We start from the raw sequence: 26441 nt of genomic DNA, 5'->3' as shown, positions 1-26441 counted from the left end.
GCGGGGAAGGAGGAAGAACCCACCTCCACCCCGACCAACAACCCCCAAGACCCACGACCCCAGACGCCCCACCAGTCACCAACAACCAGCCGCGCCCACACCCTTGGAATCACTCATCTAGGCGAGGTGTTCACGCACCCGCGCCACGACGAACCACACGCACGCCAGAGCGATCCCGGCCAGGACCACCTTCGAACCGATGCCCACGTACCCTTCCACCACGTGCCACTGCTCGCCCAGGTGGTAGCCGAGCAGGACGAACACGGTGTTCCACACGGCGCTCCCCAGCGTCGTCAGTACCACGAACACCGGGAGACGCATTCGCTCGATCCCGGCCGGTACCGAGATGAAGCTGCGAAAGATCGGCACCATACGCCCCAACAGGACGGCCTTGGTCCCGTGCCGGCGGAACCAGGCCTCGGTACGGTCGATGTCGGACACCTTCACCAGGGGGACACGGCCGGCGAGTCGTCGGAACCGTTCCCTGCCCAGCCACGCGCCGAGACCGTAGAGCGCCAGCGCTCCGACGAGCGAGCCGAGGGTGGCCCAGAGGACCACCTCCACCAGACCGAGGTCGCCCTGGGAAGAGCCGAACCCGGCCAACGGCAGGACCGCCTCACTCGGGATCGGCGGGAAGAGGTTCTCCAGGGCGATGGCCAGACCCACCCCTGGTGCGCCCAATGCCTCCATGAGACCGACCACCCAACCGACGATGGCCCCCGCCTCGGTCGGATCACTGCTGCTCATCACTGTCCCCCGACTGTCCGCCCCTCCCTTCGCCGAGGGGCGGACCGTGACTCTACGTAGGGGCGCGCAGATTCCGCATAAGGACGTTCGGTGTGCCTTCGGACGACTCCTATCCTCTGAAGTGCACCGATCACCGCGCACCGAAACCGAACCTGGAGAACGCACGATGCTGGAGATGCTGCCCGGACTCACCCAGATCTACGAGGGGTGGGCGCAGCACTACCCGGACGTGCAGCCGCTGACCATCCAGTTCCCCGGTGGCGGGGACGACCAGGGCATCGACGGCGTCCTCGCCTACCCGATGGAGGGGCACTGGCTGCTCGTGACCTTCGGCCTCACCGAGCTGGGGGAGAAGACCAGCGAGGAGAAGCGGGTCTCCGGCGCCGGGTTCGAGTTCTCCTGCCGCATCCCTCGTGAGGCGGGGGACGAGACCGTACCCGCGTGGATCCTGCGTGTCCTGCACGCCCTGGCCGAGCAGTACGTCGCCGGAGCACGGCTCGACGTGGGGCACTGGATCATCACCCGATCTCCGCTCGGCGGGGAGAAGTCGAACGGCGACATGACCTCGCTCGCGATCGTGCCCGACGCCGACATGCGCATCCTGGACACGGACAACGGGCTGGTGCTGTTCTTCCAGGTCGTGGGGCTCAAGACCGAGGAAGCGGAGTACGCCCAGGACGCGGACACGATCGCCCCGATCATGGCGCTGCTGCGCGACCGTGACCCGAAGATGCTCACCGACCCGAACCGCGGGACCATTCGCCTTTGACCTTCGACGGGGTTCTTCCGGACGAGACCGGGAGGTCGACCCGTGTACGCGCGCCCTTCACCCGGGCGGGCGATCATGGCGGCCTCCCCGTTCCCTTCGCGAAGGTCGTCCGTGCGTTCTCCCGTGCCCACCGAAGGCCACCGGCCGGAGATCGACGGGCTTCGCGCGATCGCCGTCCTCCTCGTCGCCGTCCACCACATCTGGCTCGGCCGGGTCTCCGGCGGCGTGGACGTCTTCCTGATGCTCACCGGCTTCCTCATCACCGGTTCCCTGGTGCGGGCGGCCGAACGCGGTCGGATCCGCTACGGGGCCTTCCTCGCGCGCCTGGCCACACGGCTTGTCCCCACAGCCGTCCTGGTGATCGGGGTGACCCTGGTCGCCACCCGGTTCCTCCTCCCGGAGATCCGGTGGCGCGACACGATCGCCGAAGGCGTCGCTTCGGCGCTCTACCACGAGAACCTGTACCTGGCGCTCGGATCGGTCGACTACCTGGCCCGCGACGACGGCACGAGCCTCTTCCAGCATTTCTGGTCGCTGTCGATCCAGGGGCAGTTCTACCTGCTGTGGCCGTTGCCGATCGGCCTGGCCCTCTGGTGGGCGACCCGGCGAGGAACGTCTCCGCGACGGAGCCTCGTCATCGTCCTGGGCGCGGTGTTCACGGTCTCCCTGGCGTACTCGGTGCACATCACTCGAAGCGACCAGGCGTGGGCCTACTTCGACACCGGCGCGCGCCTGTGGGAGTTCGCCCTGGGCGGCCTGCTCGCGTTGTTCCCGCCGCACCTGAACCCGGCGAAGAGCCTCCGCGTCCTCATCGGCTGGGCCGGCCTGACCGCCCTCGTCCTCTGCGGCGTCCTGTTCCAGGTGTCCACGGTCTTCCCCGGATACGCCGCGCTGTGGCCGACCCTGGCCGCGGCGGCCCTCGTCGTCGCCGGCACCACGGATTCGCGCTGGGGCGCGGACCGACTGCTCACCCCGCGTCCGGTGCGCTACTTCGGCTCGATCTCCTACGCCCTGTACCTGTGGCACTGGCCGGTCCTGGTGTTCTACCTGGAGTTCACCGGCCGAACCCTGGCGAGCCCCCTCGGTGGTGCCGCGGTCCTCGCGGTGTCCGTGGCCTTGGCCGCCGCGACCACCCCTCTGGCGGACCGTGTCACGACATACGCCCGCGCTTCGCGGGTCCGAGGCCCGGCCATGACCCTGGCCTGCCTCCTACCGCTCCTTTTGGGCACGTCCGTGTGGACCGCGCGCCTGGACGCCGAACAGCAACGCCTGGAGGAACTCCTCGCCGATCCCCGGCGGTACCCGGGCGCCGCCGCGATCGGTGCCGAGCACGGCGAGTACCCCGACCCCGTCCACCCCGCACCGGCCTCCGCCGCCCAGGACATCCCGCGCACCTACGAGGACGGCTGCAACCAGACCATCGCCGGAACCGAGGCGATCGTCTGCGAGTACGGCCCCGAGGACGCCGACCACACCATCGCCCTCGTCGGCGGTTCCCACGCCGCGCACTGGTTCCCCGCCCTTGAGGCCATCGCCGAACAACAGGACCGGCGACTGCTCAACATCGTCAAGGGCGCCTGCCTGTTCACCGACGCGCCCCAGCTCTACAAGGGCGAGCCGTACACCGAGTGTGCGGAGTGGAACCGAGCCGTGATGGCCGAACTCGCCGACCTGCGCCCCGACACCGTGTTCACCACCGGTACCACCACCAGCATGGACACCACCGCCGGTTTCGGTGAGGAGGTGCTGGTGGAGGGTTACGTCGACCGCTGGCGCGAGTTGGAGGCCCTGGGCATCGAGGTCGTCGCGGTCCGCGACACCCCGCGCCTGGGCTTCGACGCCCCCGAGTGCCTGGCCACGGGTTCCCCCGAGGAATGCTCGGCTCCCCTCACCGACTCCATGGCCGAGGTCTCGCCCCTCGAAGCCGCCGAACCCGATCTCCCGGACAACGTCGTCACCCTCGACCTCACCGACCTCATCTGCGAACCCGACCTGTGCCGCCCGGTCGTCGGCAACGTGCTGGTCTTCTGGGACGCCGGACACATCAGCGCCACCTACATGCGCACCCTCGCCCCGCAGCTGCGGTCGCGCGTCCTCTCCGCCACCGGGTGGTGAGGAAGCGAGGCGGGGGCGGTGCCGGTACACGGAGCCGTGCCCGTGCCGGGGTCGGGCCTGACCGGTGGGCACATGCTCGGGCCGCCTTCCCGGGGGACACCGAAGGGCCGCCGCCGGGCTTCAAGTCCGGCGGCGGCCCTTACCCACCAGGTGGTGCCCGGTGGGGTCAGCGGTCGTTGTTGTTGAGCGCGGTGCCGATCTCTCCGACCCGATCGGCGAGTAGGCCCATCGCGCCGATGGCCCTGGTCATCGGGTCGTCGTCGGCGCCGCCCAGGGCCCGGCCCCGGCGGAAGCCGTCCTTGACCTCGGCCCAGCGCCGCTTCTGTTCCTCGGTCATCACGCCGCGCAACTCGGCGAGCTTCAGCAGGTTGGCCTCGGCGCCCGACGTCAGGGTCTGGGCCTCGCCCAGGTAGTGGTCGTCGATGACGGCCTCCACCTCGGCGTCGTTCATGACCGGCACGATTTTTTCGGAGAGCCGGTTCATGTTGCGGTACGAACCCTGGAGCTGGAAGGGCGGCTCGGTGCGGGCGTCCTCGGACTGCGCGGCCGAGGCGATGTAGGCCTGGTTGTTGGCCAGCACCACTTCCTGCACCCGCAGCAGCTTCTGGAGCACCGACACGATCCGGTCCACCTCCGCCGCCGAGTACGGATGCTTCAGCTGGTCCGTGCCGACCGACTCGTCCCCTTGGGCCATGCGCACGAACGTGTACACGTCATCCCGGTCCCGGGTGGACAGCGGCGCCAGGGTGGGGTTGGAGGTGATCGCGTTCTCGATGTAGCTGAGCGCGAACAGCTCCTCCTTCCCGGACAGCACGTCGCCCAGGTTGTACACGTCGGCACGGTTGGCCAACATGTCCGGAATCCGGAACCGCTTGCCCTGCTCGGTGTACGGGTTACCGGCCATGCAGACCGCGAACCGCTTACCGCGCAGGTCGTAGGTGCGGGTACGACCCTCCCACACGCCCTCCATCCGGCGCTGCCCGTCGCAGAGCGAGATGAACTTCTGGAGCAGCTCGGGGTTGGTGTGCTGGATGTCGTCCAGATAGAGCATCGTGTTGGCGCCCATCTCCAACGCGAAGGAGACCTTCTCGATCTCCTGGCGGGAGGTGGCGTCCGGGGCCTCGTCCGGGTCCAACGAGGTGATGGAGTGCCCCAGCGAAGGCCCGTTCACCTTGACGAACACCAGACCCAACCGGCTGGCCACGTACTCCATGAGCGTGGTCTTGCCGTAACCGGGCGGGGAGATGAGCAGCAACAGGCCGCTCTGGTCGGTGCGCTTGTCGTCACCGGCCGCCCCCAACTGTTTGGCGAGGTTGTCCCCGATCAGCGGCAGGTACGACTCGTCCAACAGACGGTTGCGCACGAACCCGCTCATCACCTTCGGCTTGTACTCCTCCAGCCGCAGACGTTCGCGTTCGGCGCTCACCAGTTCGTTGCGGCGCCGTTGGAAGTCCCGGTATGCGGGCACGTCCACGGCCTGGAACCGTCGGGTGCGCGGCAGGATCTCGTCCAACCGAACGGAGAGCGAACGCCCCTCGATCCTCGGGTGGGAGCCCAACAGCCCCGGCACCTTCTCCTCGACCGTGGCGGAGGACTCGTACCGGTTCACGGCGGCGAGTTGCAGCGCCGCCGCCTCGGGTAGGTCACCCGGGGAGACCGGCTCCTCCAGGGTGGTCGCGTAGGCCTCCAACCAGGCCGTCACGAGCTGGTGCCGTGCGGCCACGTCGTCGCCGAGCCCCCGCAGGTCCTCCTCGAAGGCCTTGCGGGTGGTCTCGCGGGTACTCCCCAGAGCCCGGTGGAACCGGTCCAGCAGGGTGCGCGCACCCGCACCGGAGACGAAGCCGCGCCGGTTCGGGCCGTCCAGGGCCATTTCCTCGAACAGGTAGTCGCCCACCAGTTCGAGGTCGGTGTCCTGGTGCAGTCCGGTCTCGGTGAGGAAGGTGTCCACGGACTCGGCGAGCTCGGTGCGCAGGGCGTCGATCGCCGTCGACCTTCGCGCCCCGAACACGCTCCGGGCGCGGGCCAGGGAGATCGCACGGGTGCGCCAGGAATGCTGGAGTCCCTCCTCCGCGCCGTTGGCCCAGAACAGCTGGGCGACCGCGCGCACCTGCCCGGGGTAGCGCAGCAGTTCGGCCCCGGCGCGCAGCCGCAACAGCACCGACAGGATCTTCGCGGCGTCGTGGTCGTGCACGCCCCGCTCGTACCCCTCGTCGTAACGCGACTCGGCGACCCCGCGCACCAGTGACAGCAGCGATTCGCCGTTCTCCGGGTGCAGCTCCGCGTCGTGCAGGGCCTCCAGGGACAGCCCTTCGGCGCCTTCCTCGGCCGTGGCCAGGATCGACGTGGCCAGGTGTTCGGCCCGGTACACGTCGGAGCTCTCGGAGACCAGCAGCCGGTCCCACAGGTACCTGGTCTCCTGGAACGCCTCGTCGGTGACGGGTGAACGGAAGTCGGTGCCGGTGATGGCCACCGACATGTTCCCGTCGTGCGGTGTGAGCGTGAGGTCGATGGGCTGGGTGTTCACCGCGAAGCGGTGCCTGCCCAGCCGGATCGTCTCGCCCCCGGCGCCGCCCTCGAACAGGTCGCTGCGGTCCTGCAGGGCCCGCCCGGCCTCCTGCCGGGCGGCCAGGATCTGGCCCTCCAGCTCCTCGGCGCGGACGGTGTCACCGAGTTCGCGCATCTCCGCGACGGTGCGGCGCAGTCGTGTCACCATCGCGTCGGACGCGAAGTAGGTGTTGATGTCCTCCAGCGTGGTCAGGGTGGAGACCCGCCGGTGCACCCCCTCCAGGACGCGGGCGGCGGAGGACGCCAGACGGTCGGCCCGCCTGGACCTCTCGTCCACCAGCGACTGCTTGCGGGTGGAGAACGCCTCGTAGACGTCCTCGCGCTTGTCGGCCAGCTCCTGGAGGAAGTCGTCGAACTCCGCGAAGCGCGACTCCAGGTTCTCCAGCTGGAGCATGATCCGGCCGAGCTGTTCGTCGCAGCGTTCCGGGGTGTCCGCGGCGGCGATCGCCCCGGTGATGGCCTGGCCCAACAGTGCGAACTCGGCGGCGAACTCGGCCCGCCCCTCCAGGGCGAGGAGTTCCTTGCGCCGGGATTCCAGGGTGGCCCGGGCACGGTTGACCCCGCCCATCACCTCGCTGATCCGCTCCAGGATGCGGGTGCGCACCTGGGCGTCACCGATGTCGAGCGAACCGATGACCTCGGTGACGACCTGAAGGCCCTCGGTCTGTTCGGCGATGCGTTCGCCGACGGCGGTGGCGGCGCTGACCGCCTCCAGGGCCTCGGCGTCCTCGACCAGCCTCTCCACTTCGGAGTGGTAGCCGTCGAAGGCGTCCTCCTGTTCCAGGAAGGACACCGTGCGCCGGCCGGTGGAGGCGATCTCCTCGTCGAGGCCCTCCTCGATCGCGTCGATCCGCTCGCCGTCCACGTACCGCATCTCGCGCAGCGTGGCGGCCTGCCCCTGAGCACGGCGCAGTTCGGTCAGGCGGGTCACCCAGCCCTCCGCCGACCTCGGGGTCTCGCCCCTGGATCGACGGATGAGCGCGGTGGCCTTCTCCTCGGTCTCGGCGAGGGTCTCGGCGGCCTGCCGGGTCAGGGACTGGACGGTCTCGAATTCGTCCAGCACCCGTTCCGAGGTGCCGCGCACCTCGTTCAGCGGAGTGGCGAGGTCGCCCAGTTCCTCGTCGCCGAGCCAGTGGAACCGGTCCAGGACCCGACGGCAGGAGGCGATGATCGCCTCGAACACCTCGGTGGAGGGCCGCATGTCCTCGGCGATCCGCGACACCGACAGGCTCTCGGAGATGCCCTGCACCAGTTCGGCGTTGCCGATCCGTTCCAGGGGCCCGGTGCCCACCGGCTGGGCGGCGGCGTACACGTCGGACACGAACGGGGTCCGCCACACCTGCATCGGGTGCACCCGGGTGGGTTCGCCCGAGTTGTCGCGGAACACCGTCATGGTCCCGTCGTCGAACAGCGAATGGCCGTGACAGACGATCGGGTTGGCGACCTCCTTGCGGATGGTGTTGTAGGGCAGCAGCAGGCTGCGTCCGTCCGTCTGGGAGTGGAAGACGTACAGCACGTCCTCACCGTTGGGAGAACGCACCACCCGGTCGAACTCCAGGTCGGTGACGTCGGTGTCGAAGGTCCGCGCCGCCCCCGTGGTCAGGTAGTAGCCACCGGGGAAGATGAGGCCCTGGTCGTCGGGCAGCCGCTGACAGGAACGGCCGATGCCGTCGAGGCGCTCGACCTCCTTGGTGCGCTTGTTGAAGACCAGGTACCGCCACGTGGTCTCGTTGTACGGCAGGACCTTCAGCAGGATCAGCGCGCCGACCTCGGCGTGGAACACCGCGGCGTCGGCCAGACTCTGCAGCGGCTCGTCGACGGGCTCGCTGTAGATCCCCTCGCCGACCTCGGTGTTGTTCTCGACCTTGATGGTCAGGTCGCCGCCGACCGTCTCGACGAACAACTCGTCACGGATCGAGATGTGCGGATGCCGGCCCTGCACGTGGTTCTCGCGGGTGGCCTCCACCCACTCGAAGTCGTGCGCGGGCGGGAACACGTGGTCGCGTTCGCCCCGGTCGTCGAGGTAGGCGATCTCGCCGGTGGGCGAGACCGACCACCGCAGGACGCGGACGTCCTCCGTTCTCGGGCCGGTCTGGAAGACGGCCAGCAGCCGTTCCTCGACCCTGCGCAGCTGGAGCAGGCGGGCGTCGCGGTAGTAGCGGTACAGCTGCTCGAAGTCCTGCCGGAAACGCTCGTCCGCGAGCAGCCCGGGGATGGCGTCCTCGGGCGCGTCGGTGAACTCGAAGGAGTCGTCACCGTGCTCGTACCGGTGCAGGGAGAACACGTCGGAGACGTGTGTGGTGCTCTGCATCCCGATGTAGACGTTGTAGCCGAACAGGATCGTGTCCCCGTCGGCGTCCTCTCCGACGGAACGCCCCACGCTGACGATGTCGCGCGGAACGCAGTTGTGTTCGGTGCGGATGCGTTCGGTGCCGAGCAGGGCCAGCTCGGTGCCGCCGAACACCTCCAGCCGACGGTTGTTGAGCTCCTCGGTCCGTCGGGCCAGTTCGCCGGTCTGTTCGCGGAGCCGGGCGCGGAGCACCTCGTAGGTGCCCGCGTCCAGCGACCGCGCGTCCTCGGCTTCGGGCCCGGGGCCTTCGGTCTCCTGGAGCCGTGCTTCCTGGGAGTTGGCCTCGGTCACGGAGGACTACCTCACTGCTTCACGGGGGCGAGGGCGTTGACGGGCAGCTGGTCCAGCCCCATGGAACGGGCCGTGCCGAGCAGTCGGTCCAGCTTGCCGCTGTCCGGGCCGCCCGCGCTGATCAGCTTGAGCAGCAGCGCGGAGACCGTGAGGTTCTTGACGTCCTCGGTGTCCACGTCGGCCAGGATCCTCTTGATGTCCTCGGCGAAGTTGCCCTCGTTGTTCAGCCAGCCGTTGCCCAGCGCCTGCACGGTCTCGGAGCCGTTGACGAACCCGTCCACGGCCTTGCCCATGCCGATCGAGTTGACCATCCGGTCGAAGAAGGCACCGTCGCCACCGACGATGTTGATGTCGGCGCTTTCCAAACCGGCCGCCATGGCCGTGGCCTGGGCCTCGGCGACCTGCCGGTGCACGTCGATGCCGGCCAGGCGGACCTCCTTCTCCGCCTCCAGGCGCAGACGGTACTCCTCGTGGTCGCGGCTGACCTCGTCCAGGGCGGCCATCGCCGCGGCCTTGTCGGTCAGACCCGCGGCCTCGGCGCGCAGCTTCTTCTCCACGGCGTCGGCTTCGACGTCGGCCTTCTCACGGGCAACGACGGCCTCGGCGCGGCCCAGCTTCTCGACGGCCTCGGCGTCCTGCTCGCGGACCTGGACCTCGGCCAGACCGGCGGCCGCGGCCTCGGCCTGCAGGCCCTCGGCCAGGCGGATCTTGGCGCGGGTGTCCAGCTCGGCGGCCTGCTGACGGGCCTCGGCGAGGGTGAGTTCCTCCTGCGCCTTGTGCTTGGCCGCGGCTTCGGCGGCCTCGGCGGCCTTGATGTCCTTGACCAGGTTCTCCTGGGCCTCGGCCTCGGCGTGGATGATGATGGCCTGGCGCTGGCGCTCGGCCTCCTCGACGGCCCGCAGCTTCTTGATCGCCTCTTCCTGCTCGGCGACGGTGCGGTCGACGGCCACGCGCTCGCGGATGACGTCGGCGACCTCGCGCTTCTCGGCCTCGACCTCCTTGTCCTTGGCGATGCTGCTCAGCTCGGTCTCGCGCTCGCGGCCGATGACCTCCAGCATGCGGTCCTTCTCGATGCGCTCGGTCTCGATGGCGATGACCCGCTCGCGGTTCTTCTCGGCGACCGCGATCTCACGCTGCTGGTTCTGGTGCTGGACGCCGAGCTGCTCGGAGGTGCGGATGTTGGCGGTCTCGGACTTGAGACGCTCCTCGGCCTGGACCCGGGCGGTCTCGGCCTCCTCCTTGGCGCGGATGATCTCGATCTCGCGCTTGGCCTTGGCGGCCGCCTCCTCGCGACGCTTCTCCAGTTCGGCGAGGGTCTCGGCGGTCTCCGTGTCCTGGCGGTCGATCTCCTTCTTGCGGTCGTTCTCGAACTCGTTGGTGCGCTTGTGCTCCCGGGCGGTGCGCTCGGTGATCTTGGAGATGCCCTGCGCGTCCAGGATGTTGTTGGCGTCGTGCTGGTGCAGCGGGGTCTGCTCCAGCTCGTCGATGGCCACGTCCTCGAGGATGTAGCCGTTGAGGTCGGTGCCGATCAGGGAGACGATCGCCTGACGGAACTCCTCGCGGTGGGTGAACAGCTCCTCGAAGTCGAACTGCTTACCGACGGTCTTGAGCGCCTCGGAGAACTTGGAGTTGAAGAGCTCCTGCAGGGTGTCCTGGTCGCTGGCGCGCTCGGTGCCGATCGCCTTGGCGACCTTCTTGACGTCCTCGGCGGTCTCGTTGACCCGGACGTAGAAGAACACCTTGATGTCGGCTCGGATGTTGTCCTTGCAGGTCAGGCCTTCGCGGCCGCCGCGTTCCAGGGTCAGGCTCTTGAGGGAGATGTCCATGACCTCGGCCTTGTGCAGGACCGGGAGGACGATCGATCCGGTGAAGGTGACGTGGACGTCCCGCACCTTGGAGATGATCAGGGCCTTGCCCTGCTCCACCTTGCGGAACAACCTGGTCACCATCAGGAGCAGGGCCAGAAGGACGACGATTCCGACGGCGATGGCGATACCGATGGTCAGGAACGCGGCGTCGGCCGCTTCCTGCCCGGTGGCCGGAGCACTCAGCAACACGTAGGGGTCTCTTTCTGCGAGCGGCGTGGGTCGGGGGACACGCGGCGTCGGGCGAAGGGGCGGGAGCGGGACGGCCGTGCCCGAGTAGGTCGCTTGTCAGGGGTTATGACGCGTCCGCGTGGCGAACGGTTCCGAAATGGGCAAGATCATCCCTGCTCATCGCAGGTGGAGCCGGAGGACTCAGTGCCGACCGGGGTCCAGGGCGGGGTCGAAGGCGGTGACGAGGAAGAGGTCCTCGGCCGCGTCGTGGTCGAAGATGAGGGCGGTGCTACCGACGGACAGGACCTCGCCGCCGGTGGTTCGCACCGGGATGGAGATGGCGGCCCCGCCCGCGGTGGTGATCTCGGCCTGGCCGAAGTCCTCACTGGCCTCACCGATGCGGATGAGGCAGGTGCGGCCGACCAGTTCGTGCTTGGAGTCGCCCTTGCGCTTGGGCAGGAAACGCTGGAGTCCCATCACCACACCGCTGGTGATCGCCCATGCGGCGACCAGGGCGATGAGCAGGACGACGGCCCCGAGGGCCCACAGCATCGGCGCGGAGGTGGTCTCGATGAGGCTGGTCACGATGCTTCCCATCATGCTGACGAACCAGGCCGTACAGACCAGCATGGTCAGGGCCACGGTCACCGGAACCCTCCCCAGCCCGGCCTTGCCCAGGACCGCGCTGAGGCCGGCGACGTCGCCGTCGGCGTCCACGCTGTCCAGCGCTTCGGTGTCCGCGGCACCGACGATCACGAAGATCCAGTAGCCCAGGACGACGATGAGCATCGGCGTGAACAGGACCGTGGGGAATCCGAAGGCGGTACTCAGGAACAGACCCATCCCGCGTACTCCTTCGTGTTCTCGTGGTTCCGCGACCGGCGCCGGGGGAGGACGACCGGGGTCCGCATCCGTGGGAACCGTGTCGAAACCCTATCGAAGACCCCTGCTCAGCACCTTCCGCAGGGTGCCCGTTGACCAATTGTGGCCGGCTTCGTTCCGCGAGCGCGGATCGAGCGGGCCGCACAGGGGCAGGAAGAGGAGTGGGAAGAAATTCATGGAGGGTGTCGATCCGGCGTCGACCCGTTCGACGAACAGGTGAAAGTGGGGGAGAGACCCCGCCCGGCACCCGAAAGAGGGCGAACACCATGCGTTACCTGATGTCGATCATGAGCGACCCCGCGTCCGAGGCCGCCGACTACGAGCCCGAGCCCGAGATCTACGAGGCGATGGCCGCCTACAACGAGGAGCTGGCCAAGGCCGGGGTCCTGCTGACCGGTGAGGGCCTGGCCCCCACCTCCGAGGGCGCCGAGGTCGTCTTCCGGGACGGGGAGGCCACCGTCGTCGACGGGCCCTTCACCGAGGCCAAGGAGTTCATCGCCGGGTACTGGGTGATCCAGGTGTCCTCGCGCGCGGAGGCCGTCGAGTGGGCCAAGCGTTGCCCGCACCCGCCCAAGGGCGACCCGACCGAGATGAAGCTCCAGCTGCGCAGGATCGGTGAGCTGGAGGACATGGACAACATGTCCGAGGAACTCAAGGAGCGAGAGCGCGTCCTGCGCGTGCAGACGGAGGGGTGAGCGTCCGAAGGTGGGGGCGGGTCCGTGTGGGCCCGCCCCCACCTTGCGGCCCGAGCCCGCCGGTGCTGTCATGGTGCGGTGGATCACATGGACGTGACTCGCCAGGTGGAGGCGGTCTGGCGGATCGAATCGGCCCGACTGATCGCGACCTTGACGCGCATGGTCGGCGATGTCGGATCGGCCGAGGAGTTCGCGTAGGACGCACTGGTCACCGCGCTGGAGAAATGGCCGCGGGAGGGTGTGCCACGTAGCCCCGGGGCCTGGCTGACCACCGTCGCCAAGCGGCGGATCCTCGATCGATGGCGCCGGGACGAACGTTTCCGGGATCGCATGGTGGAGCTCGGTCGGGAGTTCGCCGCACGCGACGGCCAAGCGGAGTTCGACGTCGTCCTGGAGGAGGACTATGGCGACGACCTGCTCAAACTCATGTTCGTGTGCTGTCACCCCGTGCTGTCCACCGAGGCCCGGATCGCGCTCACCCTCCGCCTGCTCGGCGGGCTCACCACCGACGAGATCGCCCGTGCCTTCCTCGTGCCGGAGACCACCGTCGCCCAGCGCATCGTGCGGGCCAAGCGGCGGTTGGCCCAGAAGCAGGTTCCGTTCGAGGTGCCCTCGGGTGAGGACCGCGACGCTCGCCTCGCCGACGTGCTGGAGGTCCTCTACCTGGTGTTCAACGAGGGGTACACGGCCACCTCGGGGGAGTGGTGGCTGCGTCCCGAACTGTGCGAGGAGGCCATGCGCCTGGGGCGGGTCCTCACCGGGCTGATGCCCAAGGAACCCGAGGTGCACGGACTGATCGCGCTCATGGAGCTCCAGGCCTCCCGGTTCCGGGCCCGGGTCGGTGCCGATGGGACGCCGGTGACCCTCGCCGAACAGGATCGTTCCCGTTGGGACCGGCTGCTCATCCAGCGTGGACTGGTCGCGCTGGAAGGCTCGATCCCCGTCGATCCCGCCCGTCCGCGGGGCGTCTACTCCCTCCAGGCCGGGATCGCCGCGAAACACGCCACCGCCCGTACCGCCGAGGACACCGACTGGCACGGGATCACCGTCCTGTACGAGGTGCCGGCCAGGCGCACCGGATCGCCCGTGGTCGAACTCAACCGCGCGGTGGCCGTGTCGATGGCGCTCGGACCCGGTGCGGCCCTCGGCATCGTCGACGCCCTGCGCGACTCCGGTGCCCTGGACGGATACCACCTGCTCCCGGCGGTCCGGGCCGACCTGCTCCAACGACTCGGGCGTGGTGAGCAGGCCCGCGCCGAGTACGAACGGGCCGCCGGCCTCACCCGCAACGAAAGCGAACGCGCGCTTTTGCTCGAACGAGCCCGTTCTGCTGTGGGCAGTGAGATCTAGCGGTGGGCGGGCGCTCTGGTCAGACTGGTCCGCATGAGACTTCTGGTTCTGGGCGGTACCGAGTTCGTGGGGCGGGCGATCGTGGAGGACGCGCTCGCCCGAGGGTGGGACGTCACCGTCTTCCATCGAGGGCGGCACGAAGCTCCGGAAGGGGTGGGCGTGCTGCACGGCGACCGTACCGAGGAGGGTGGCCTCACCGCGCTGGCCACGGGGGAGTGGGACGCCGTCGTCGACACCTGGTCGGACGCCCCCGGAGCCGTTACCGCCACCGCCCGGCTGCTGGCCGATCGGGTCGGCCACTACGCGTACGTCTCCAGCCGTTCCGTGCACGGCATGCCCAGCGCTCCCGGTGCGGATGAGAGCGCCCCGACCGTGAAGCCAGCCCCCGCCGACGAGGGCGACGACTACGCGCGGGCCAAACGCGGGGGCGAGGTGGCCGCCGAGGAGGTGTTCGGTGACCGGGCGCTGTTCGTTCGGGCCGGGCTCATCCTGGGGCCCTACGAGAACATCGGCCGACTGCCCTGGTGGCTGAACCGGATCGCTCGCGGTGGCCCCGTTCTGGCTCCCGGACCGCGTGATCTGCCCTTGCAGTACATCGATGCCCGGGACCTGGCCGCCTGGACCCTCGGCGCGGTGGAGGAGGGGTCGGGTGGTCCGTACAACCTGGTCAGCCCGAGCGGGCACGCCACCATGGTGGAACTCCTGGAGGCCTGCCGGGAGGTGACGGGTTCGGACGCGGAGTTCCGCTGGACCGATCCCCGGGTGATCGAGGCGGAGGGGATTCGACCCTGGATGGACCTTCCGGTCTGGCTGCCTCCGGGCGAGATGCACGAGACCCTGCACCAGGGGAACGTCGACCGGGCCCTGGCCACGGGGTTGAGGTGCCGCCCGGTCATCGAGACCGTCGCCGACACCTGGGCGTGGTTGAGGTCCATCGGTGGTGAGGCACCCCAACGCCCCGACCGGCCCAGTCTCGGTTTGGACCCCGAGGTCGAACGGCGTGTTCTGGGTTTGTGAGCATCGCGAAGGCCCCGACCGGCGGAGTGGGTTCTACCGGCCGGTCGGGGCCTGGTGGTGATCGGGGCCTTCCTCGTTCCCGCTGGCGGGCGGGCCCGAAATGTTGCCAGTGGGTTCTCATCCCCCGTGATCTTGCTACCAGTAGCAAGCGCTTGCCTTGCTACTGGTAGCAAGATCACGGGGGAGAGTCGAGACGAGCTACCTGCCGCCTAACGAACGCTCGCGCGTAGGAGCGCCGTCCACTCGCTGGAGGGGAAGATCAGGTGCCCGGCTTCTCTGTTCTGGGTGTCGCGTACAGCGGATCCGTCAGGAAGGTCGGCGACCTCGACGCAGTTCTCGGTACGCCCCTGGCTATAGGACGACTTGCGGAAGTTCAGGTCGATTTGGGATCGCATTGGCCGGTGCCTTCTACTCGTTAAGCATGTTCTCCAAGAACGCTTGTGAGTCTGGCACACTGAGCGCGGCCGCTTGGACGTGCCTGTAAACCATTTCGCAGTGTGCGATCTCGACAGGGTCCTCATAGAACAACTGGCTCATGACATCTTCTCGATATACCACCGGTGGGTCATCGAGGAAGTCCAGGATCGAAAAGCTTCCCGCCGTGGCCGGGTGTAGCCCCGCTGTGTCCGGGAGGATCTGTACCCGCAAAGTGGGGCGCTGCACGTTGATCAGGTGCTGAACCTGTTCCGGGCGGATCTCCGCGGGGATCTTCCGGAGAGCGGCCTCGTCGATGATCGCCCATACCTGTGGGCCGCTGGATCCTGGGGCGAGGATCTGCTTTCGAGCCATACGAGCTTCAACGTATCTTTCGATGTCGGCTTCGTCAGTGACGCCATGGCCACGAGTGATCGCCTGGGCATACCCCTCCGTCTGGAGGAGCCCGGGGATGACAAGTGCCTCGTAGGTCCGGATCGTGGCTGCTTCAAGCTCCAGCCCGACGTAAGCACCCTTGCCCAGCACATCGGCATAGCCGACCCACCAACCGGTATTACGGGCTTCCTTGGTCAGGGTGGCGTAGGCCTCGCGGTCCGCCGGGTCAGTGACTGCGTAGATGTCGAGCAATGCTTCGACGTCAATGATGGAAGGCCTGAGCCACTCGTTGTTCTCGATCCGGGTGAGCTTGCCCCTTGACCACTTGCCCTTCCCGCGCCTGCGGGCCTCGGCCGTGACATGGGCAGCGGTCAGACCTGCGGCTTCTCTCAGCTCGCGAAGGCGTCGCGAGAGTCGTCGTCGGCGCAGGGTCGAGCTTTTAGCCATGGTGCCGTTGCTCCTCGTAGTGGACCGCTGACGCGCTGATCCTATGTTGATTCCTCGCCTATCAGACATTTAGTGCGCAGCCCAACAGTGGATGGTCGTCTCTAGATGAATTCTCGCATGCGATTTTAAGATGGGCATTGAGAAAATAACTCCGTTGGGTCACTATGGGACTACCTGATCGGCCGGCTGGACTTCCCGCCCAGCACCTGAGCACCAGGAGCCGCGCTATGCCGCGTTGTCTGAACCTGTCCGAGTTGACCTACGTGCGTCATCGCGCCGCCGAACTGGTGCGTCGCCGACGTTCCCGTAAGGCCGGGCGTGTGCGTGCCTACGCCTCGGCTCCCCGAACTCTGGCCGAGACGCGGTCACCGCGCTCGCCCCGTCCGCCACGGATCCCGGGTCCGCGTCGTCCGTTGGACACCGCTCCGCTGGATGTCCTCCAAGCGGTCCTGTCAGGGCTGCACCGACTGGAGGTGGGCGCTTGAAGATCGGTTGGAGCGGGGCCGCTGAGAGTCCACCGCCTTCGAACCCCGCCCCGGTGAGGCGCGATGGACAACCGAACGACCTGCTCGGAGCCCAACGGGCACGACTACATCCCGGACCAACCCCCGGTGAGGCGCGGTAACACGGCCACCGCTACCTGCCGTTACTGCAAGGACACCATCACCGCGACGCGCTGAACCCTCGGCGCCCACGAAAAAGCTCTGGCGGGTGCACCAACACCCCCAGAGCAGGCCGACAACCACCAAACGAAAGAAAGAGTTGCCGACATGGCCATTGTGCCGCACCCCCGAGCCCCGATCCACACCCCCACCCTGCCCTTCACCGGCCGCCGCTGGCCCTCCCGCGTCTACCCCGGCGACCTGGCCCAGACCTCCTGGGTTCGCTCCGACCTGGCCGTCGACCTGGCCCGCCTGGCCGGACTGGCCAAGGAGACCGGCGAGGACATCGTGCTCTGCGCCAGTGAGATGTTCGCGAACGCGTGCGACCATTCGCGATCGGGCCAGGACCCCGAGGGCCGGGGCATCCGCACGCTGAACATGCCCACCGCCACCACCGTCCAGGTCGCGATCGTCGATGACGGCGTCCGCGCCGACTCCATCGAGCCCAAGGGCCCGGAGATCCCGCATCAGCGCACCCCCGAAGACTGGGAGGAGGCCGAGCGTGGTCGGGGACTGCTGCTCATCCACCACCTGGCCGAGCGCTGGGGCTCCCACTCGATCCTGGACTTCCCCTTCTGCGATGGTCTGGGCACCGTCATCTGGGCCGAGTTCGCGTTGGGAGGTGCCCGGTCATGACCACCATCGATTCCAGGGTGCGCTCCGTGCTGAACGCACCCCGAGGCCAACGTTTCTCCCGTCCGGTGCTTTCCCACCCCACGAACGTCTGGCCGGAATCGCACCAGGAACGACGGGAACGGTTGCTGCGACAGATGCGGGGCAACCCCAGGGTCGCCTATATGCTCGAACACGGCGAACTCCCGCACTGGATGATCGTGGCCCGCCAACGCCGGGAACAGGCCGAGAGGGAAGCCCGTCAAGTCGGCGTACCGGCTGATCCCCCGACCGGTTCCCCCTCCATCCGCCGGGGCCGGCATCGGGCCCCGCGCCGGCGGTGGGCCCTGCCCGCCCTGGCCGTCAGCGCGGCCCTTCTCCTCGGGCAGAGGATCGCAGAAGCGATCGGACAGCCACTCGCCCAATCCGTAGGATTCCCGCTCTAACCGCCGAACAACAACCGCGCCCCGACCACCCGGTGATCGGGGCGCCATGGACTTCCCCTTAGTTCAGCAAAGAGACCCGGTCGGCAAGCGATCCTCCACTTGGGTGCCCTCCCAGATCGTCCACCAGAGAACGCAACCGACGGTGGGTGGTGGTGCGCAGTGACTTGGACGGGACCATGTCCAGCACGCTTTCCCCCAACGCCACCGCGTCTTCGGCCTGGCGTTGGGAAGCCTGTGCACGGGCATGCACCGTCATCGCCGCAGCCCATCCGGGTGACCCGGAGCGTTTGAGGGAGGCCGAGGTCTGCGCGTGCTGTGCGGCCAGGGCCGGGTCGTGGAGAAGGAACGCTTCGGCCAGGTGCAGCTCGAACTCGGCCCGATCGAACCCGAACCGTCCGGGTTCGTCCTCGCTCCGATCCATGTCTCGCCGGGCCCGGGTGACGTGGGAGGTCAAGGCCTCTACGTCGCCTATGGTCGAGAGGGGGCGTAGTCGACACCAAGCGGTGATCTGTGCGGCACGCAGCGGGGTACTCGCGTGGTGAGCGGCCTGCTCAGCGAGTTCAAGGGCTTCCATCGGGCGGTGGCTGGCCATAGTGACCATCGACTGCGCACCCAGCGCCCAACTGGTCAGGTGCGGGTCACCTACCTGTTCCCCGACCCGGGCAGCCGTACCCAGATGAATGAACGCTCCGGCAGGATCGGCGGTGTGGTGGGCGAGGTTGCCCAGCAGGGCGGACATCCAACCCATGACTCGGTGGGTGCCCGCGCCGGTGTGATCCATCAGCAGGGAGCGGCAGCGCGCCACTTCAGTAGCCAGCACCCGGGGCGGGAAGTCGCTGTATCGCCGGGTGTAGAACTCCAGGGCCCGCTCAGCGAGGTCCCCGGCTTCGGTGCCGTGCAGGCGGATGCTGTCGGCGACTGCGGTCAGCTCGGGGTACTCGGGGGGCATGTGGTGCTCCTGTCGCGGATGCGGTATGGGGTGACCGTACCAACCGGGGCCGCGCACGGGCAGGGGAACACCTAACCGTGTCGGGGGTATCCCGTACACGTGGGCCAGAGCGTACAGGTACTCAGGCCCGGGGCGGGTCTGGCCATGCTCCCACCGGCAGAGCATGGCGGTGGTAAGCCCCGGCGGGGCCAAACCATCGGAGCGGTACACCTCAACCACAGCTTCCACGACATGGCGGCGGGACCACCCGTAGGCGAGCCGCCAAGCCTCCAACGGGCTGACGGGCAAGTCGCGGGTGATCTGGTCGTAGATCGCAGGCACGGCCGCACCGTGACGTTGCTGTTCGGCGCGAATACGAGAGGCCTCGCGGGCGAGCTGGGCACGGGTGGCGCGGCTGACCTTCACGTCGCTCTCCTGAGGGTCGGGCCAAGGACCATACCCGCGGTCGGGCCGGCGCAAGATTGCCTTCTGGGTCAATGTGCGCACCGCACGGATGCATTGATCCTCTCCGTGGGCGGGCCGTTTCCTGGAATCACAGACCGGTGGAACCCCCATCGGGAGACACGGAAGGTGACCGATGACCGCCATCATGGACGCGTCCACCCCCGCCACCACACGCGACCCTCACAGCTTCGTCAACCCCGAGGTGTGGGAGCGTCAAATCCTTCTGCTCACCCGCGACCACCCCTGGGACACCGTCATGGCTGAACGGTGCTTCGGCCAAGCCGTGGCCTACCTGATCACTGCGATGGAGAAGTGGGGACAGGGCCTGGAAATCGGGTGTGGGCCGCTGGTGGACATCGCTGTGCACGGGTTCATCCTGGACACGGTGAACTACCGCGAGTTCTGCGCCACCCACTTCGACGGCCGGTTCCTGGAACACGTGCCCGAGATCGCTTTCAAGTACGACGGTTCCGTGGAACGCACCGCCCACATCATCGAGGCGAACCGGTTCTTCGTGGACTGGCCGCTGTGGGAGCGGGACACCGCCAAGTGCACGCCATGCCACCCAGGGAGTAACTGCCACTGACACCCCCGGCGAAGAGGTCGACACCACACCGGTGGCGACCTCTTGGTCTGTTCCTCTGCTGCCACATTCGGGATTTGGCTACCGTGGTTCGGGTTCTGCATATACGACCCTTGAGGACCACTCATGGCCAACCCGACCACCAACCTGCTGGAGTACTGGGATCGGTACGCGAAGGGTGTCACCGCTGAAGCGGACCCGAATACGGCTTTCGGGTGGACCCAGTGGGAAGGGCACGGCCCAGGCAAGGAACTGCTCGGAGATCCATTCTCAGCGTTGGAGCTGGGGTGCGGTCGCGGAATCGAGGTCGCCGCCCTGGCCCGGGATGGAGTCAAAGCAGAGGGGGTCGACATCTCCCCCGCCCAGATAGCGCAAGCTTGCGAGCGGTGGGAAGTGTTCGGGGCCCGATTCCATCAAAGCAACGTGCTTGAGTTCCTACAGTCGTCAGAGCGGAGCTGGGACACCATCTACTCGGTGTGGGGCGCGGTCTGGTTCACCGACCCGAACGCGCTCCTGCCGCTGGTTCGAGACCGGTTGGAACCAGGTGGCCGGTTGGTGTTCTCCCACGCTGAGCCGGTGCCGGGTTCTTCAGGTCCACAGGGCATGTACGGGGGCGGATTCCGGGGACGGCGGGTATGGCTGCACCAGTGGTCCGCCACCCCCGAGGAATGGTCAAGGCTGCTTGAGGCGGCCGGATTCGAACGTGCACAGGTATGGGTGGAGCCGGCGCCCGAGTCCGACCACGTCGGCACCCTGATCGGGGTGGCGCGCAAATAGGTCTCCCTGGTGGGAGCGACCCCCTCATATGCAGGGCACGATCGGCCAGGCGTTCACCCAGTCCAGTGGGTTCCCGCTCTAGCGGTCGTAGTGCTTGAGGCCGTCGATGTTCAGGGTGACTTCGACCCTCGGTCGCTCCGTGTGTCCGTTGCCGAGAGTGAGGGCGCTCCGGTGACGGCCTCGGACAGAGGCCCCGGCGGGGGCAGCCGGAAAAATCCTCACCTCCGACCGAACACACACCCCTCCTCCCGACATAAGCAGGTGAGAGGACGGGAGGAATGCCCATGGGAAGCAGCACGGACGGGGATCCTTACTCCGACGAGTGCGCCTTCAACGCCCTGTTCGAGAAGCACTACGACGCCGTGTACCGATACGCCCGGCGCAGGGTGGGCGCCGACCAGGCGGACGACGTGGCCTCGGAGTCCTTCGTCGTGGCCTGGCAACGACGAAAGCGCCTGGTCCCGCAGCAGGAACTGCCCTGGTTGTACGAGTGCGCGCGAAGAATCACCTTGGCCCACTTGCGCCGTGGCCGGACTCAGGACCAGATCGCGCAATCGTTGACCCGAGAACCTGGCCGGATCGGCGCGTACGCCGACCACGCCGACGGCGTCATCGACCGCAGTGGGGCCCTGGCGGCCCTTGCACGGCTGACCGAGATCGAACGCGAACTCGTGATGCTCGTGACCTGGGAGGGACTCGACACCCGCCAGGCGGCCAAGGTCGTGGGATGCAGTCACGTCACCGCTCGCGGACGACTGCACCGCGCCCGTAAGAGGCTCACCGCTCACCTGAACGAGGCGGCCGAACCCGCACCGGCCTTCACCTGGGAGAAGACGTCATGAACGACCTGACCAGTCTGCGCGCGACCCTCAACGACAGCGATCCGGCCAAGGGCACCGCCCCCACCGACCGGGATCGTCGATGGGCCCGGGCCAACGCCATCGCCCGACTGAGGGAGGACACCCCCGCGACGGGTCCCCTGTGGCGTCGTATCCCCGTGCTCGTGGCCGGTGCCGCCGCCGCTGCCCTGACCGCGGGTGTGGGAGCGATGCTGTTGCCCACCGACCATCCGGCCGGAATACCCGTGGCCTACGCCGCCCCGCCCGAGACCGTGGAGGTCGTCGGTGGGGAGCCGGTCGACGGCACGGAATCCTTGCTGGAGCTGTCCGAGGTCACGGCCGAACGCGGTGATCCCCAGGGGCGGGGGGACGTGGGGTTCGTATCCTCCACCGGCACCACCATGTACCGGATGAACGCCGACGCCGGTGACGCGGACCCGGAGGAGACCCACGGATACGGGTTCATCCCCTTCGAGTGGAACCGGTGGCAGAGCCTGGACGGTGAGCTGCGTGAGGACCAGAACCCCCAGCCCCCGACCGAGACGGGAGGAGAGGCCGGCGACCACGAGTGGTTCCTGGACCAGGTCGGTGAGACCCACGAGGAGACTCTTCACCCCAGCCTGGTCCTGCCCGAGACGCTGCCCACCGACCCCGACGCCCTGGCGGAGACGCTCATGGGCCTGGGCCAGGACCCGGAGGAGGTCGAGAGGACCGACGCCTCCCTGTTCCATGCCCTCGCGAGCCTCTACGGGTACCGGCCCCTGTCCGGTGCGGAGGAGGCCGCCGTCCAACGGATCATCGCCGACCGTGCCGAGACGAGCCACCTGGGCGCCGCCACCGATCCGTTGGGCCGAGAGGGCGAGCTCTTCTCGTTCGTCGTCGAGGAACCCGGTGTCCAGACGCTGGAGTACCGCTACCTCTTCAGCGCAGAGGACGGAGCGTTGCTCTACCAGGACTCCATCCTGATGGACGAAGAGGACCCGGAGACCCCGATCGAGGACTACGGGCTCGAATACCCCGTCCTGTCCCAGCAGGTCAGCTACGTCTGGACCGGATGGGTCGAAGAGATCGGTGCGCGTCCCTGACGCCGTGCCCCTGACACCGCGCACCTGACGCCGAGGGCCGTGCCCGCCCGGGGACGGCCCTCAAGCCGTGGCCGGACGCATGAGGGTGTCGTAGGTGTCGCCCGTGCGCTCCAATCCCACATCGAGCCGCCGAGCCCAGGCATCCAGCCCGGCTTGGGCCTGCTCACCGTCCCGGTCGTCATCGACCACCAGCTCCAGCTCCATGAAGGTGCCGGCGCCCTCGACGACGTCGAGGCACACCCCGATCGTCCCCGAGCGGCCGGTGCGCCGTTCCTTGACGATCCGCACCGTGGGCTCGTATCCCAGGGCCAAGAGTGCGCCGTGCATCTGTTCTCGATCGGCGACGACGGTCTCGTACTCGGCACACTCCATCGCGTTCGCGAGCGGAGTCTTGGTGGTCAACAGGTGGGTGTTGTCCTGCGTCCGCAGTCGGGCGAAGGTGTACCCGGTCTTTCCCTGGTCGGGGGTCCAACCGGCGGGTGCGTAGGCCTGGTCGTCCTGGAAGACCGGATCCTCCAGGACCAGCCCCGCGCACTCCAACGCCGCCAACAGGGCTTCTGTGTCCGTCACCCTGTACTTGGTCTCGATCTCCCGCACCAGCGGCCCCTCACGTCTCGTCGCTCGGCTTCGTGGAGCGTATCGACGCGCGCCCTCGAACACTCGGAGTTCGCCGACTTCGGGACCTGGGGAAATCGGGTGGACGGGCCGAATGAGTCGACCCGCCCACCCGATTTTCGCTCTAGCGAACGCTCGCGCGTAGGAGCGCCGTCCACTCGTTGGAGGGGAACACCAGGTGCCCCGCTGCCCTGTTCCGGGTATCGCGTACTGCGGCCGCAGAAGGGAGGTCGGCGACCTCCACACAATTCTGAGGAGTGCTGTAACTGCTCTTGCGGAACGAGGGCTGTTCTGCGGAGGTGGGAGTTGAACGCATGGGGTTCTTGCCTTCTTCTATGGGGTGAGACCGCGCATCAGGTCGATCGAATCGTGAGGGCCCGAAGCGATGGACTGAGCCCGCTCGAAGAGCCGTCGGTAACGTGCGACCTCCTCGTCGCGTTCCAAACGACAACGGCGCCCCGGCCACTCGGTGATCGGGGCGGTGTTTATGGGTTTGCACCTTCCGTAGCGGCATGTGGTCTGGTGGACTCCCGTACCGGTCCCTTGAAGAAAGGTCCCTGCTCTTGTACTCGTCCTTCAGGCCACCCCGTCAGGTCAAGATCGGTGACGCGGCGGCCTTCGCCGGCACCACGCCACGGGCGATTCGCCACTACCACGAGATCGGGCTGCTCCCCGAGCCTGAGCGGGGCGGCGACGACCGCCGCCGCTACGGGTACGAGGAAATGATCCGCCTGCTGTGGATCCGCAAGATGGCCGACGCCGGGATCGCCCTCGACGACATCCGTGACGCCTTGGCCACCGGTACGAATTCCGCCGTTGCGGACAGCGGAGACGTTATCGCGGGCACCCTGGAGCGGCTGGAGGAAACCCTCGCCGAGCAGGAGTCGGAATTGCGGCGGCAACGGACCGTCGTGCAGCGGATGCGCACCGAAGGCAGCCGGATGGGACTGCTGTCCGACTTCGTCACCGACCGTCTCAAGAGCCTGCCCGAGGGCTCCCTGCACCAGGCGGACCTGGACACCCTGCTGGTCACCGAGCGGATCTTCGGCCCACTCGGCGCGGCCGTCCAGGCCACCCGCTTCATCGCCCTGGCCACGCACCCCTCTCTGCGGGAGGAGTCCGACCGCATCGATGACGCCGAGGAGGCACTCGATGACAGTGTCGCCATCGATGATCCACGGGTGGCTCGAGCGGCCGTCGAGCGGCACGCCTTCGAAAGCGCCCTGCACGCCGTCATCGACGAGTCCGGTCTGGATGAGGACGACGATGCCCTCTTCGAAGCCTGGGACACTTTGCACCCCGCTCCCGCCGATGACGGCGAGGACGAGGCCGACCTCGACTCCGGCAGGCGGGAGACAGGCTCCATGGGCGCGTTCGAAGCCATCGGCAAGATGCCCTACGACGCCTCCCCGGCCCAATGGCGCTGTATGGAACTGGCCATGGAACTATCCGCCCAAGACTCACCCGCTACCTAGAACACGGCCCAGGACTCCCTCACCGCGGCCACGTATCAGGTCGGCGTGTCCGCCGGCCGCGGGCCACCCGGCCAGATCCAGGTGAAGGCGGGCGAAGGGCGCAGCTCGGGCACCAGCTCGACCGCTTTCTTGATCGCTTCCCCGCGCAGAACGTGTGCCATCTCCGTGAGCTCGGCCGGTTCCATGAGAGAGGAGAAGTGAGTCTGGCACTCGTGCTCGAGACCGAGCGTGTTCGGCGTTTTGCTGAACCGTTCCGCTGCGGCGACGATGCGGTCCTTGTCAGTGGTCTTCGGACTCGCTCGAAGTGTGAGTGTTCCGTGGTCGATGTCGTACCAGACCCGATCGAATTCGTGTTTCTTCTCCAAGAAGGACCTGAAATCTTCGAGCGCCATCACGTACTTCGTCCTGCCTGCCATGAAGCGACGATAGACCGTCACGGTGCTGCGAGAGAGGTCCTTTTCCATCGTGCCCGGTGTGCCTCACGCATTCGCACCCGCGCTGTCGGACGTCCGCGAGGGGTGATCGAGTCACGGCCGAATGGGCCGGGTCTTCCGTGACCGGCTCTTCGAGCCCGACCTCGCAGGCGAGCTCGTCACGGAAACACCACCGGTTTCCCAGTGCCCCGATGACCCGTTCTGGGCGGAGGCTCCCGGATGTCCCTTGTGGCGCGCCCCGCCGGAGGTATCTGGTTCGGCGGTGACCTGTTGTGGTGATCGGCTGCGGACTGTCACCGGCCGGTGGTATCCAGGTGAGGTCTACCCCTACCCCTGGAGGGTTTTGTGACCGCACGTAACTTCAAGGGCCAATTTTCCTCGTGGCCGGCCACGGCGTTCTTCATCTTCTGCGGCGTGCTGCTGCTGGCCATGATCAACGACTGACCAGGCAAAGCCCAGGATGTGCCCGTTTTGCGACCGCAAGATCGGTAAGCGCAAGGACGGATCGCGTAAGAAGTACTACATCGACCAGGCGCCGTTCTGGTCCTTGGGCCACAAGCTTTCGGAGTGTAAGGATTCCTCCCGCGATGGGACCGAGCCGACCCACCACACGAAGACCGTGGCCGACCGACGACGCAACGGCAAGATGACGTGCCTGGCCTGTCGGCAGTGGGTGAAGGTCATCCAGGCCTTCCGCCCGGTCAAGCACGATGACCTGCACGGCAAGGTATGCGCGGGATGGCGCGACAACCCGGCACGGAACGATCCGGACCATTCGCGTTGGGTGGCCGCTCTTTCCTCGCCCCTACCTCACGCGCGCATGAAAAGGGGCCGTGCCCACTCGGACACGGCCCCACCTGAGATTTCGTTCTCTTTCCATCCGGCCCGGATAATCGGACCCGGTCAAGCCTTGGTGGGGGTCACCACCAGGCGGTCGCGTTCGGGGTCCACGTCCACGGTCACGGTGTCGCCCTCGGTGAGCTCGCCGGACAGCATCACCTTGGCCAGCGGATCACCGATCGACGACTGCACCAGGCGACGCAGCGGCCGGGCGCCGTAGTTCGGGTCGAAGCCGGTCAACGCCAACCACTCACGTGCACCCTGGGACACGTCCAGCGTGAACCTGCGCTCGGCCAGGCGCCGGGCCAGCTTGTCCACCTGTAGGTCCACGATCCGGGTCAGCTCCTCGGTGGACAACGCGTCGAACATGATCACGTCGTCCAGGCGGTTGAGGAACTCGGGCTTGAACGTCGCGCGCACGACGTCCATCACGCGTTCCCGGCGGGTGGCCTCCTCCAGGGACTGGTCCACCAGGAACTGCGACCCCAGGTTCGAGGTGAGGATCAAGATGGTGTTGCGAAAGTCCACCTGACGGCCCTGGCCGTCGGTCAGTCGACCGTCGTCCAGCACCTGAAGCAGGGTGTCGAACACCTCCAGGTGCAGATC

At 67.8% G+C, this 26441-nt stretch carries 23 protein-coding genes and 1 pseudogene; 13 read left to right on the top strand and 11 right to left on the bottom strand.

The window, feature by feature from the left end:
* Nucleotides 1–117: 117 nt before the first annotated feature.
* Nucleotides 118–747 carry a DedA family protein gene (locus K8V84_RS14715; protein ID WP_304075129.1) on the bottom strand — a complete coding sequence of 210 codons (630 nt, stop codon included), beginning with the start codon at nt 745–747 and terminating at the stop codon, nt 118–120.
* 166 nt (nt 748–913) lie between these two features.
* Between K8V84_RS14715 and K8V84_RS14710 the strand changes: the two genes are divergently transcribed.
* A complete protein-coding gene (locus K8V84_RS14710) occupies nt 914–1516 on the top strand; it encodes a suppressor of fused domain protein (RefSeq protein WP_304075128.1) in 603 nt (200 codons plus the stop codon).
* A gap of 75 nt (nt 1517–1591) precedes the next feature.
* A complete protein-coding gene (locus K8V84_RS14705) occupies nt 1592–3631 on the top strand; it encodes an acyltransferase family protein (protein WP_304075131.1) in 2040 nt (679 codons plus the stop codon).
* Between the two features lie 166 nt (nt 3632–3797).
* Here K8V84_RS14705 and K8V84_RS14700 read toward each other — a convergent pair whose 3' ends face one another.
* The 3 genes from K8V84_RS14700 to K8V84_RS14690 form a co-directional block, all read right to left on the bottom strand.
* Entirely contained in the window at nt 3798–8837 is a 5040-nt protein-coding gene (locus K8V84_RS14700) for a DNA repair ATPase (RefSeq protein ID WP_304075126.1), read from the bottom strand.
* An 11-nt stretch (nt 8838–8848) separates the two neighbouring features.
* A complete protein-coding gene (locus K8V84_RS14695) occupies nt 8849–10894 on the bottom strand; it encodes a flotillin family protein (RefSeq protein ID WP_304075123.1) in 2046 nt (681 codons plus the stop codon).
* 180 nt (nt 10895–11074) lie between these two features.
* A complete protein-coding gene (locus tag K8V84_RS14690; RefSeq protein ID WP_304075121.1) occupies nt 11075–11716 on the bottom strand; it encodes an OB-fold-containig protein in 642 nt (213 codons plus the stop codon).
* Between the two features lie 305 nt (nt 11717–12021).
* Here K8V84_RS14690 and K8V84_RS14685 point away from each other — a divergent pair, with 305 nt between their 5' ends.
* From K8V84_RS14685 to K8V84_RS14675, 3 genes and pseudogenes are all read left to right on the top strand, one after another.
* Nucleotides 12022–12450: a YciI family protein gene (locus tag K8V84_RS14685; RefSeq protein WP_304075118.1), complete on the top strand. Its 429-nt coding sequence runs from the start codon at nt 12022–12024 to the stop codon at nt 12448–12450.
* Between the two features lie 78 nt (nt 12451–12528).
* A pseudogene (locus tag K8V84_RS14680) lies at nt 12529–13800 on the top strand (RNA polymerase sigma factor).
* 33 nt (nt 13801–13833) lie between these two features.
* The gene (locus K8V84_RS14675; RefSeq protein ID WP_304075115.1) at nt 13834–14817 is read left to right on the top strand and encodes an NAD-dependent epimerase/dehydratase family protein; all 984 of its coding nucleotides are present in this window, start codon (nt 13834–13836) and stop codon (nt 14815–14817) included.
* Nucleotides 14818–15026: 209 nt separating this feature from the next.
* Here the strand turns inward: K8V84_RS14675 and K8V84_RS14670 are convergent, their stop codons facing one another.
* Both K8V84_RS14670 and K8V84_RS14665 read right to left on the bottom strand, forming a co-directional pair.
* Nucleotides 15027–15212: a DUF397 domain-containing protein gene (locus K8V84_RS14670; protein WP_304075112.1), complete on the bottom strand. Its 186-nt coding sequence runs from the start codon at nt 15210–15212 to the stop codon at nt 15027–15029.
* A gap of 13 nt (nt 15213–15225) precedes the next feature.
* Entirely contained in the window at nt 15226–16074 is an 849-nt protein-coding gene (locus K8V84_RS14665; protein WP_304075110.1) for a helix-turn-helix transcriptional regulator, read from the bottom strand.
* A 227-nt stretch (nt 16075–16301) separates the two neighbouring features.
* Here K8V84_RS14665 and K8V84_RS14660 point away from each other — a divergent pair, with 227 nt between their 5' ends.
* The 3 genes from K8V84_RS14660 to K8V84_RS14650 all read left to right on the top strand — a co-directional run bounded on the left by K8V84_RS14660 (nt 16302) and on the right by K8V84_RS14650 (nt 17794).
* On the top strand, nt 16302–16559 hold the full coding sequence (locus K8V84_RS14660) for a hypothetical protein (protein WP_304075107.1): 258 nt from the start codon (nt 16302–16304) through the stop codon (nt 16557–16559).
* A gap of 285 nt (nt 16560–16844) precedes the next feature.
* A complete protein-coding gene (locus K8V84_RS14655) occupies nt 16845–17372 on the top strand; it encodes an ATP-binding protein (protein ID WP_304075104.1) in 528 nt (175 codons plus the stop codon).
* Nucleotides 17369–17794, top strand: a complete 426-nt coding sequence (locus K8V84_RS14650) for a hypothetical protein (protein ID WP_304075102.1) — start codon at nt 17369–17371, stop codon at nt 17792–17794. The genes K8V84_RS14655 and K8V84_RS14650 overlap by 4 nt, the downstream gene beginning before the upstream one ends.
* A 58-nt stretch (nt 17795–17852) precedes the next feature.
* On the opposite strand, the gene K8V84_RS14645 is transcribed toward K8V84_RS14650, so the two are convergent.
* Nucleotides 17853–19148 carry a helix-turn-helix transcriptional regulator gene (locus K8V84_RS14645; RefSeq protein ID WP_304075100.1) on the bottom strand — a complete coding sequence of 432 codons (1296 nt, stop codon included), beginning with the start codon at nt 19146–19148 and terminating at the stop codon, nt 17853–17855.
* A gap of 172 nt (nt 19149–19320) precedes the next feature.
* On the opposite strand from K8V84_RS14645, the gene K8V84_RS14640 reads away from it, so the two are divergent.
* The 4 genes from K8V84_RS14640 (at nt 19321) to K8V84_RS14625 (ending at nt 22471) form a co-directional block, all read left to right on the top strand.
* Nucleotides 19321–19773: a hypothetical protein gene (locus K8V84_RS14640; protein ID WP_304075097.1), complete on the top strand. Its 453-nt coding sequence runs from the start codon at nt 19321–19323 to the stop codon at nt 19771–19773.
* A 123-nt stretch (nt 19774–19896) separates the two neighbouring features.
* Nucleotides 19897–20547 carry a class I SAM-dependent methyltransferase gene (locus tag K8V84_RS14635; protein WP_304075094.1) on the top strand — a complete coding sequence of 217 codons (651 nt, stop codon included), beginning with the start codon at nt 19897–19899 and terminating at the stop codon, nt 20545–20547.
* A gap of 284 nt (nt 20548–20831) precedes the next feature.
* The gene (locus K8V84_RS14630; protein ID WP_304075091.1) at nt 20832–21389 is read left to right on the top strand and encodes a sigma-70 family RNA polymerase sigma factor; all 558 of its coding nucleotides are present in this window, start codon (nt 20832–20834) and stop codon (nt 21387–21389) included.
* The gene (locus tag K8V84_RS14625; RefSeq protein ID WP_304075088.1) at nt 21386–22471 is read left to right on the top strand and encodes a CU044_5270 family protein; all 1086 of its coding nucleotides are present in this window, start codon (nt 21386–21388) and stop codon (nt 22469–22471) included. The genes K8V84_RS14630 and K8V84_RS14625 overlap by 4 nt, the downstream gene beginning before the upstream one ends.
* Nucleotides 22472–22531: 60 nt before the next feature.
* Here the strand turns inward: K8V84_RS14625 and K8V84_RS14620 are convergent, their stop codons facing one another.
* Both K8V84_RS14620 and K8V84_RS14615 read right to left on the bottom strand, forming a co-directional pair.
* Complete coding sequence (locus K8V84_RS14620) at nt 22532–23068, bottom strand: class IV adenylate cyclase (protein ID WP_304075085.1); 537 nt, start codon at nt 23066–23068, stop codon at nt 22532–22534.
* Between the two features lie 142 nt (nt 23069–23210).
* On the bottom strand, nt 23211–23402 hold the full coding sequence (locus K8V84_RS14615) for a DUF397 domain-containing protein (protein WP_304075082.1): 192 nt from the start codon (nt 23400–23402) through the stop codon (nt 23211–23213).
* Between the two features lie 247 nt (nt 23403–23649).
* Here K8V84_RS14615 and K8V84_RS14610 point away from each other — a divergent pair, with 247 nt between their 5' ends.
* Nucleotides 23650–24561: a MerR family transcriptional regulator gene (locus K8V84_RS14610; RefSeq protein ID WP_304075079.1), complete on the top strand. Its 912-nt coding sequence runs from the start codon at nt 23650–23652 to the stop codon at nt 24559–24561.
* 35 nt (nt 24562–24596) lie between these two features.
* Here the strand turns inward: K8V84_RS14610 and K8V84_RS14605 are convergent, their stop codons facing one another.
* Complete coding sequence (locus K8V84_RS14605; protein WP_304075077.1) at nt 24597–25025, bottom strand: hypothetical protein; 429 nt, start codon at nt 25023–25025, stop codon at nt 24597–24599.
* An 873-nt stretch (nt 25026–25898) separates the two neighbouring features.
* The coding region (locus tag K8V84_RS14600) for an AAA family ATPase (protein ID WP_304075073.1) at nt 25899–26441 on the bottom strand (543 nt) is incomplete at its 5' end.

It is taken from the genome of Nocardiopsis listeri (genome assembly GCF_020741345.1).
Taxonomy (GTDB): Bacteria; Actinomycetota; Actinomycetes; order Streptosporangiales; family Streptosporangiaceae; genus Nocardiopsis; species Nocardiopsis listeri_A.
Note: the sequence above shows the minus strand (reverse complement) of the source record. Positions and strands in the feature narration are given on the sequence as shown.

What these genes read in the sequence shown, in the direction of transcription:
- K8V84_RS14715 (WP_304075129.1), bottom strand. Translation starts at nt 747, where the DNA reads ATGAGCAGCAGTGATCCGACCGAGGCGGGGGCCATCGTCGGTTGGGTG.
- K8V84_RS14710 (WP_304075128.1), top strand. Translation starts at nt 914, where the DNA reads ATGCTGGAGATGCTGCCCGGACTCACCCAGATCTACGAGGGGTGGGCG.
- K8V84_RS14705 (WP_304075131.1), top strand. Translation starts at nt 1,592, where the DNA reads ATGGCGGCCTCCCCGTTCCCTTCGCGAAGGTCGTCCGTGCGTTCTCCC.
- K8V84_RS14690 (WP_304075121.1), bottom strand. Translation starts at nt 11,716, where the DNA reads ATGGGTCTGTTCCTGAGTACCGCCTTCGGATTCCCCACGGTCCTGTTC.
- K8V84_RS14685 (WP_304075118.1), top strand. Translation starts at nt 12,022, where the DNA reads ATGCGTTACCTGATGTCGATCATGAGCGACCCCGCGTCCGAGGCCGCC.
- K8V84_RS14675 (WP_304075115.1), top strand. Translation starts at nt 13,834, where the DNA reads ATGAGACTTCTGGTTCTGGGCGGTACCGAGTTCGTGGGGCGGGCGATC.
- K8V84_RS14670 (WP_304075112.1), bottom strand. Translation starts at nt 15,212, where the DNA reads ATGCGATCCCAAATCGACCTGAACTTCCGCAAGTCGTCCTATAGCCAG.
- K8V84_RS14665 (WP_304075110.1), bottom strand. Translation starts at nt 16,074, where the DNA reads ATGGCTAAAAGCTCGACCCTGCGCCGACGACGACTCTCGCGACGCCTT.
- K8V84_RS14660 (WP_304075107.1), top strand. Translation starts at nt 16,302, where the DNA reads ATGCCGCGTTGTCTGAACCTGTCCGAGTTGACCTACGTGCGTCATCGC.
- K8V84_RS14655 (WP_304075104.1), top strand. Translation starts at nt 16,845, where the DNA reads ATGGCCATTGTGCCGCACCCCCGAGCCCCGATCCACACCCCCACCCTG.
- K8V84_RS14650 (WP_304075102.1), top strand. Translation starts at nt 17,369, where the DNA reads ATGACCACCATCGATTCCAGGGTGCGCTCCGTGCTGAACGCACCCCGA.
- K8V84_RS14640 (WP_304075097.1), top strand. Translation starts at nt 19,321, where the DNA reads ATGACCGCCATCATGGACGCGTCCACCCCCGCCACCACACGCGACCCT.
- K8V84_RS14635 (WP_304075094.1), top strand. Translation starts at nt 19,897, where the DNA reads ATGGCCAACCCGACCACCAACCTGCTGGAGTACTGGGATCGGTACGCG.
- K8V84_RS14630 (WP_304075091.1), top strand. Translation starts at nt 20,832, where the DNA reads ATGGGAAGCAGCACGGACGGGGATCCTTACTCCGACGAGTGCGCCTTC.
- K8V84_RS14625 (WP_304075088.1), top strand. Translation starts at nt 21,386, where the DNA reads ATGAACGACCTGACCAGTCTGCGCGCGACCCTCAACGACAGCGATCCG.
- K8V84_RS14615 (WP_304075082.1), bottom strand. Translation starts at nt 23,402, where the DNA reads ATGCGTTCAACTCCCACCTCCGCAGAACAGCCCTCGTTCCGCAAGAGC.
- K8V84_RS14605 (WP_304075077.1), bottom strand. Translation starts at nt 25,025, where the DNA reads ATGGAAAAGGACCTCTCTCGCAGCACCGTGACGGTCTATCGTCGCTTC.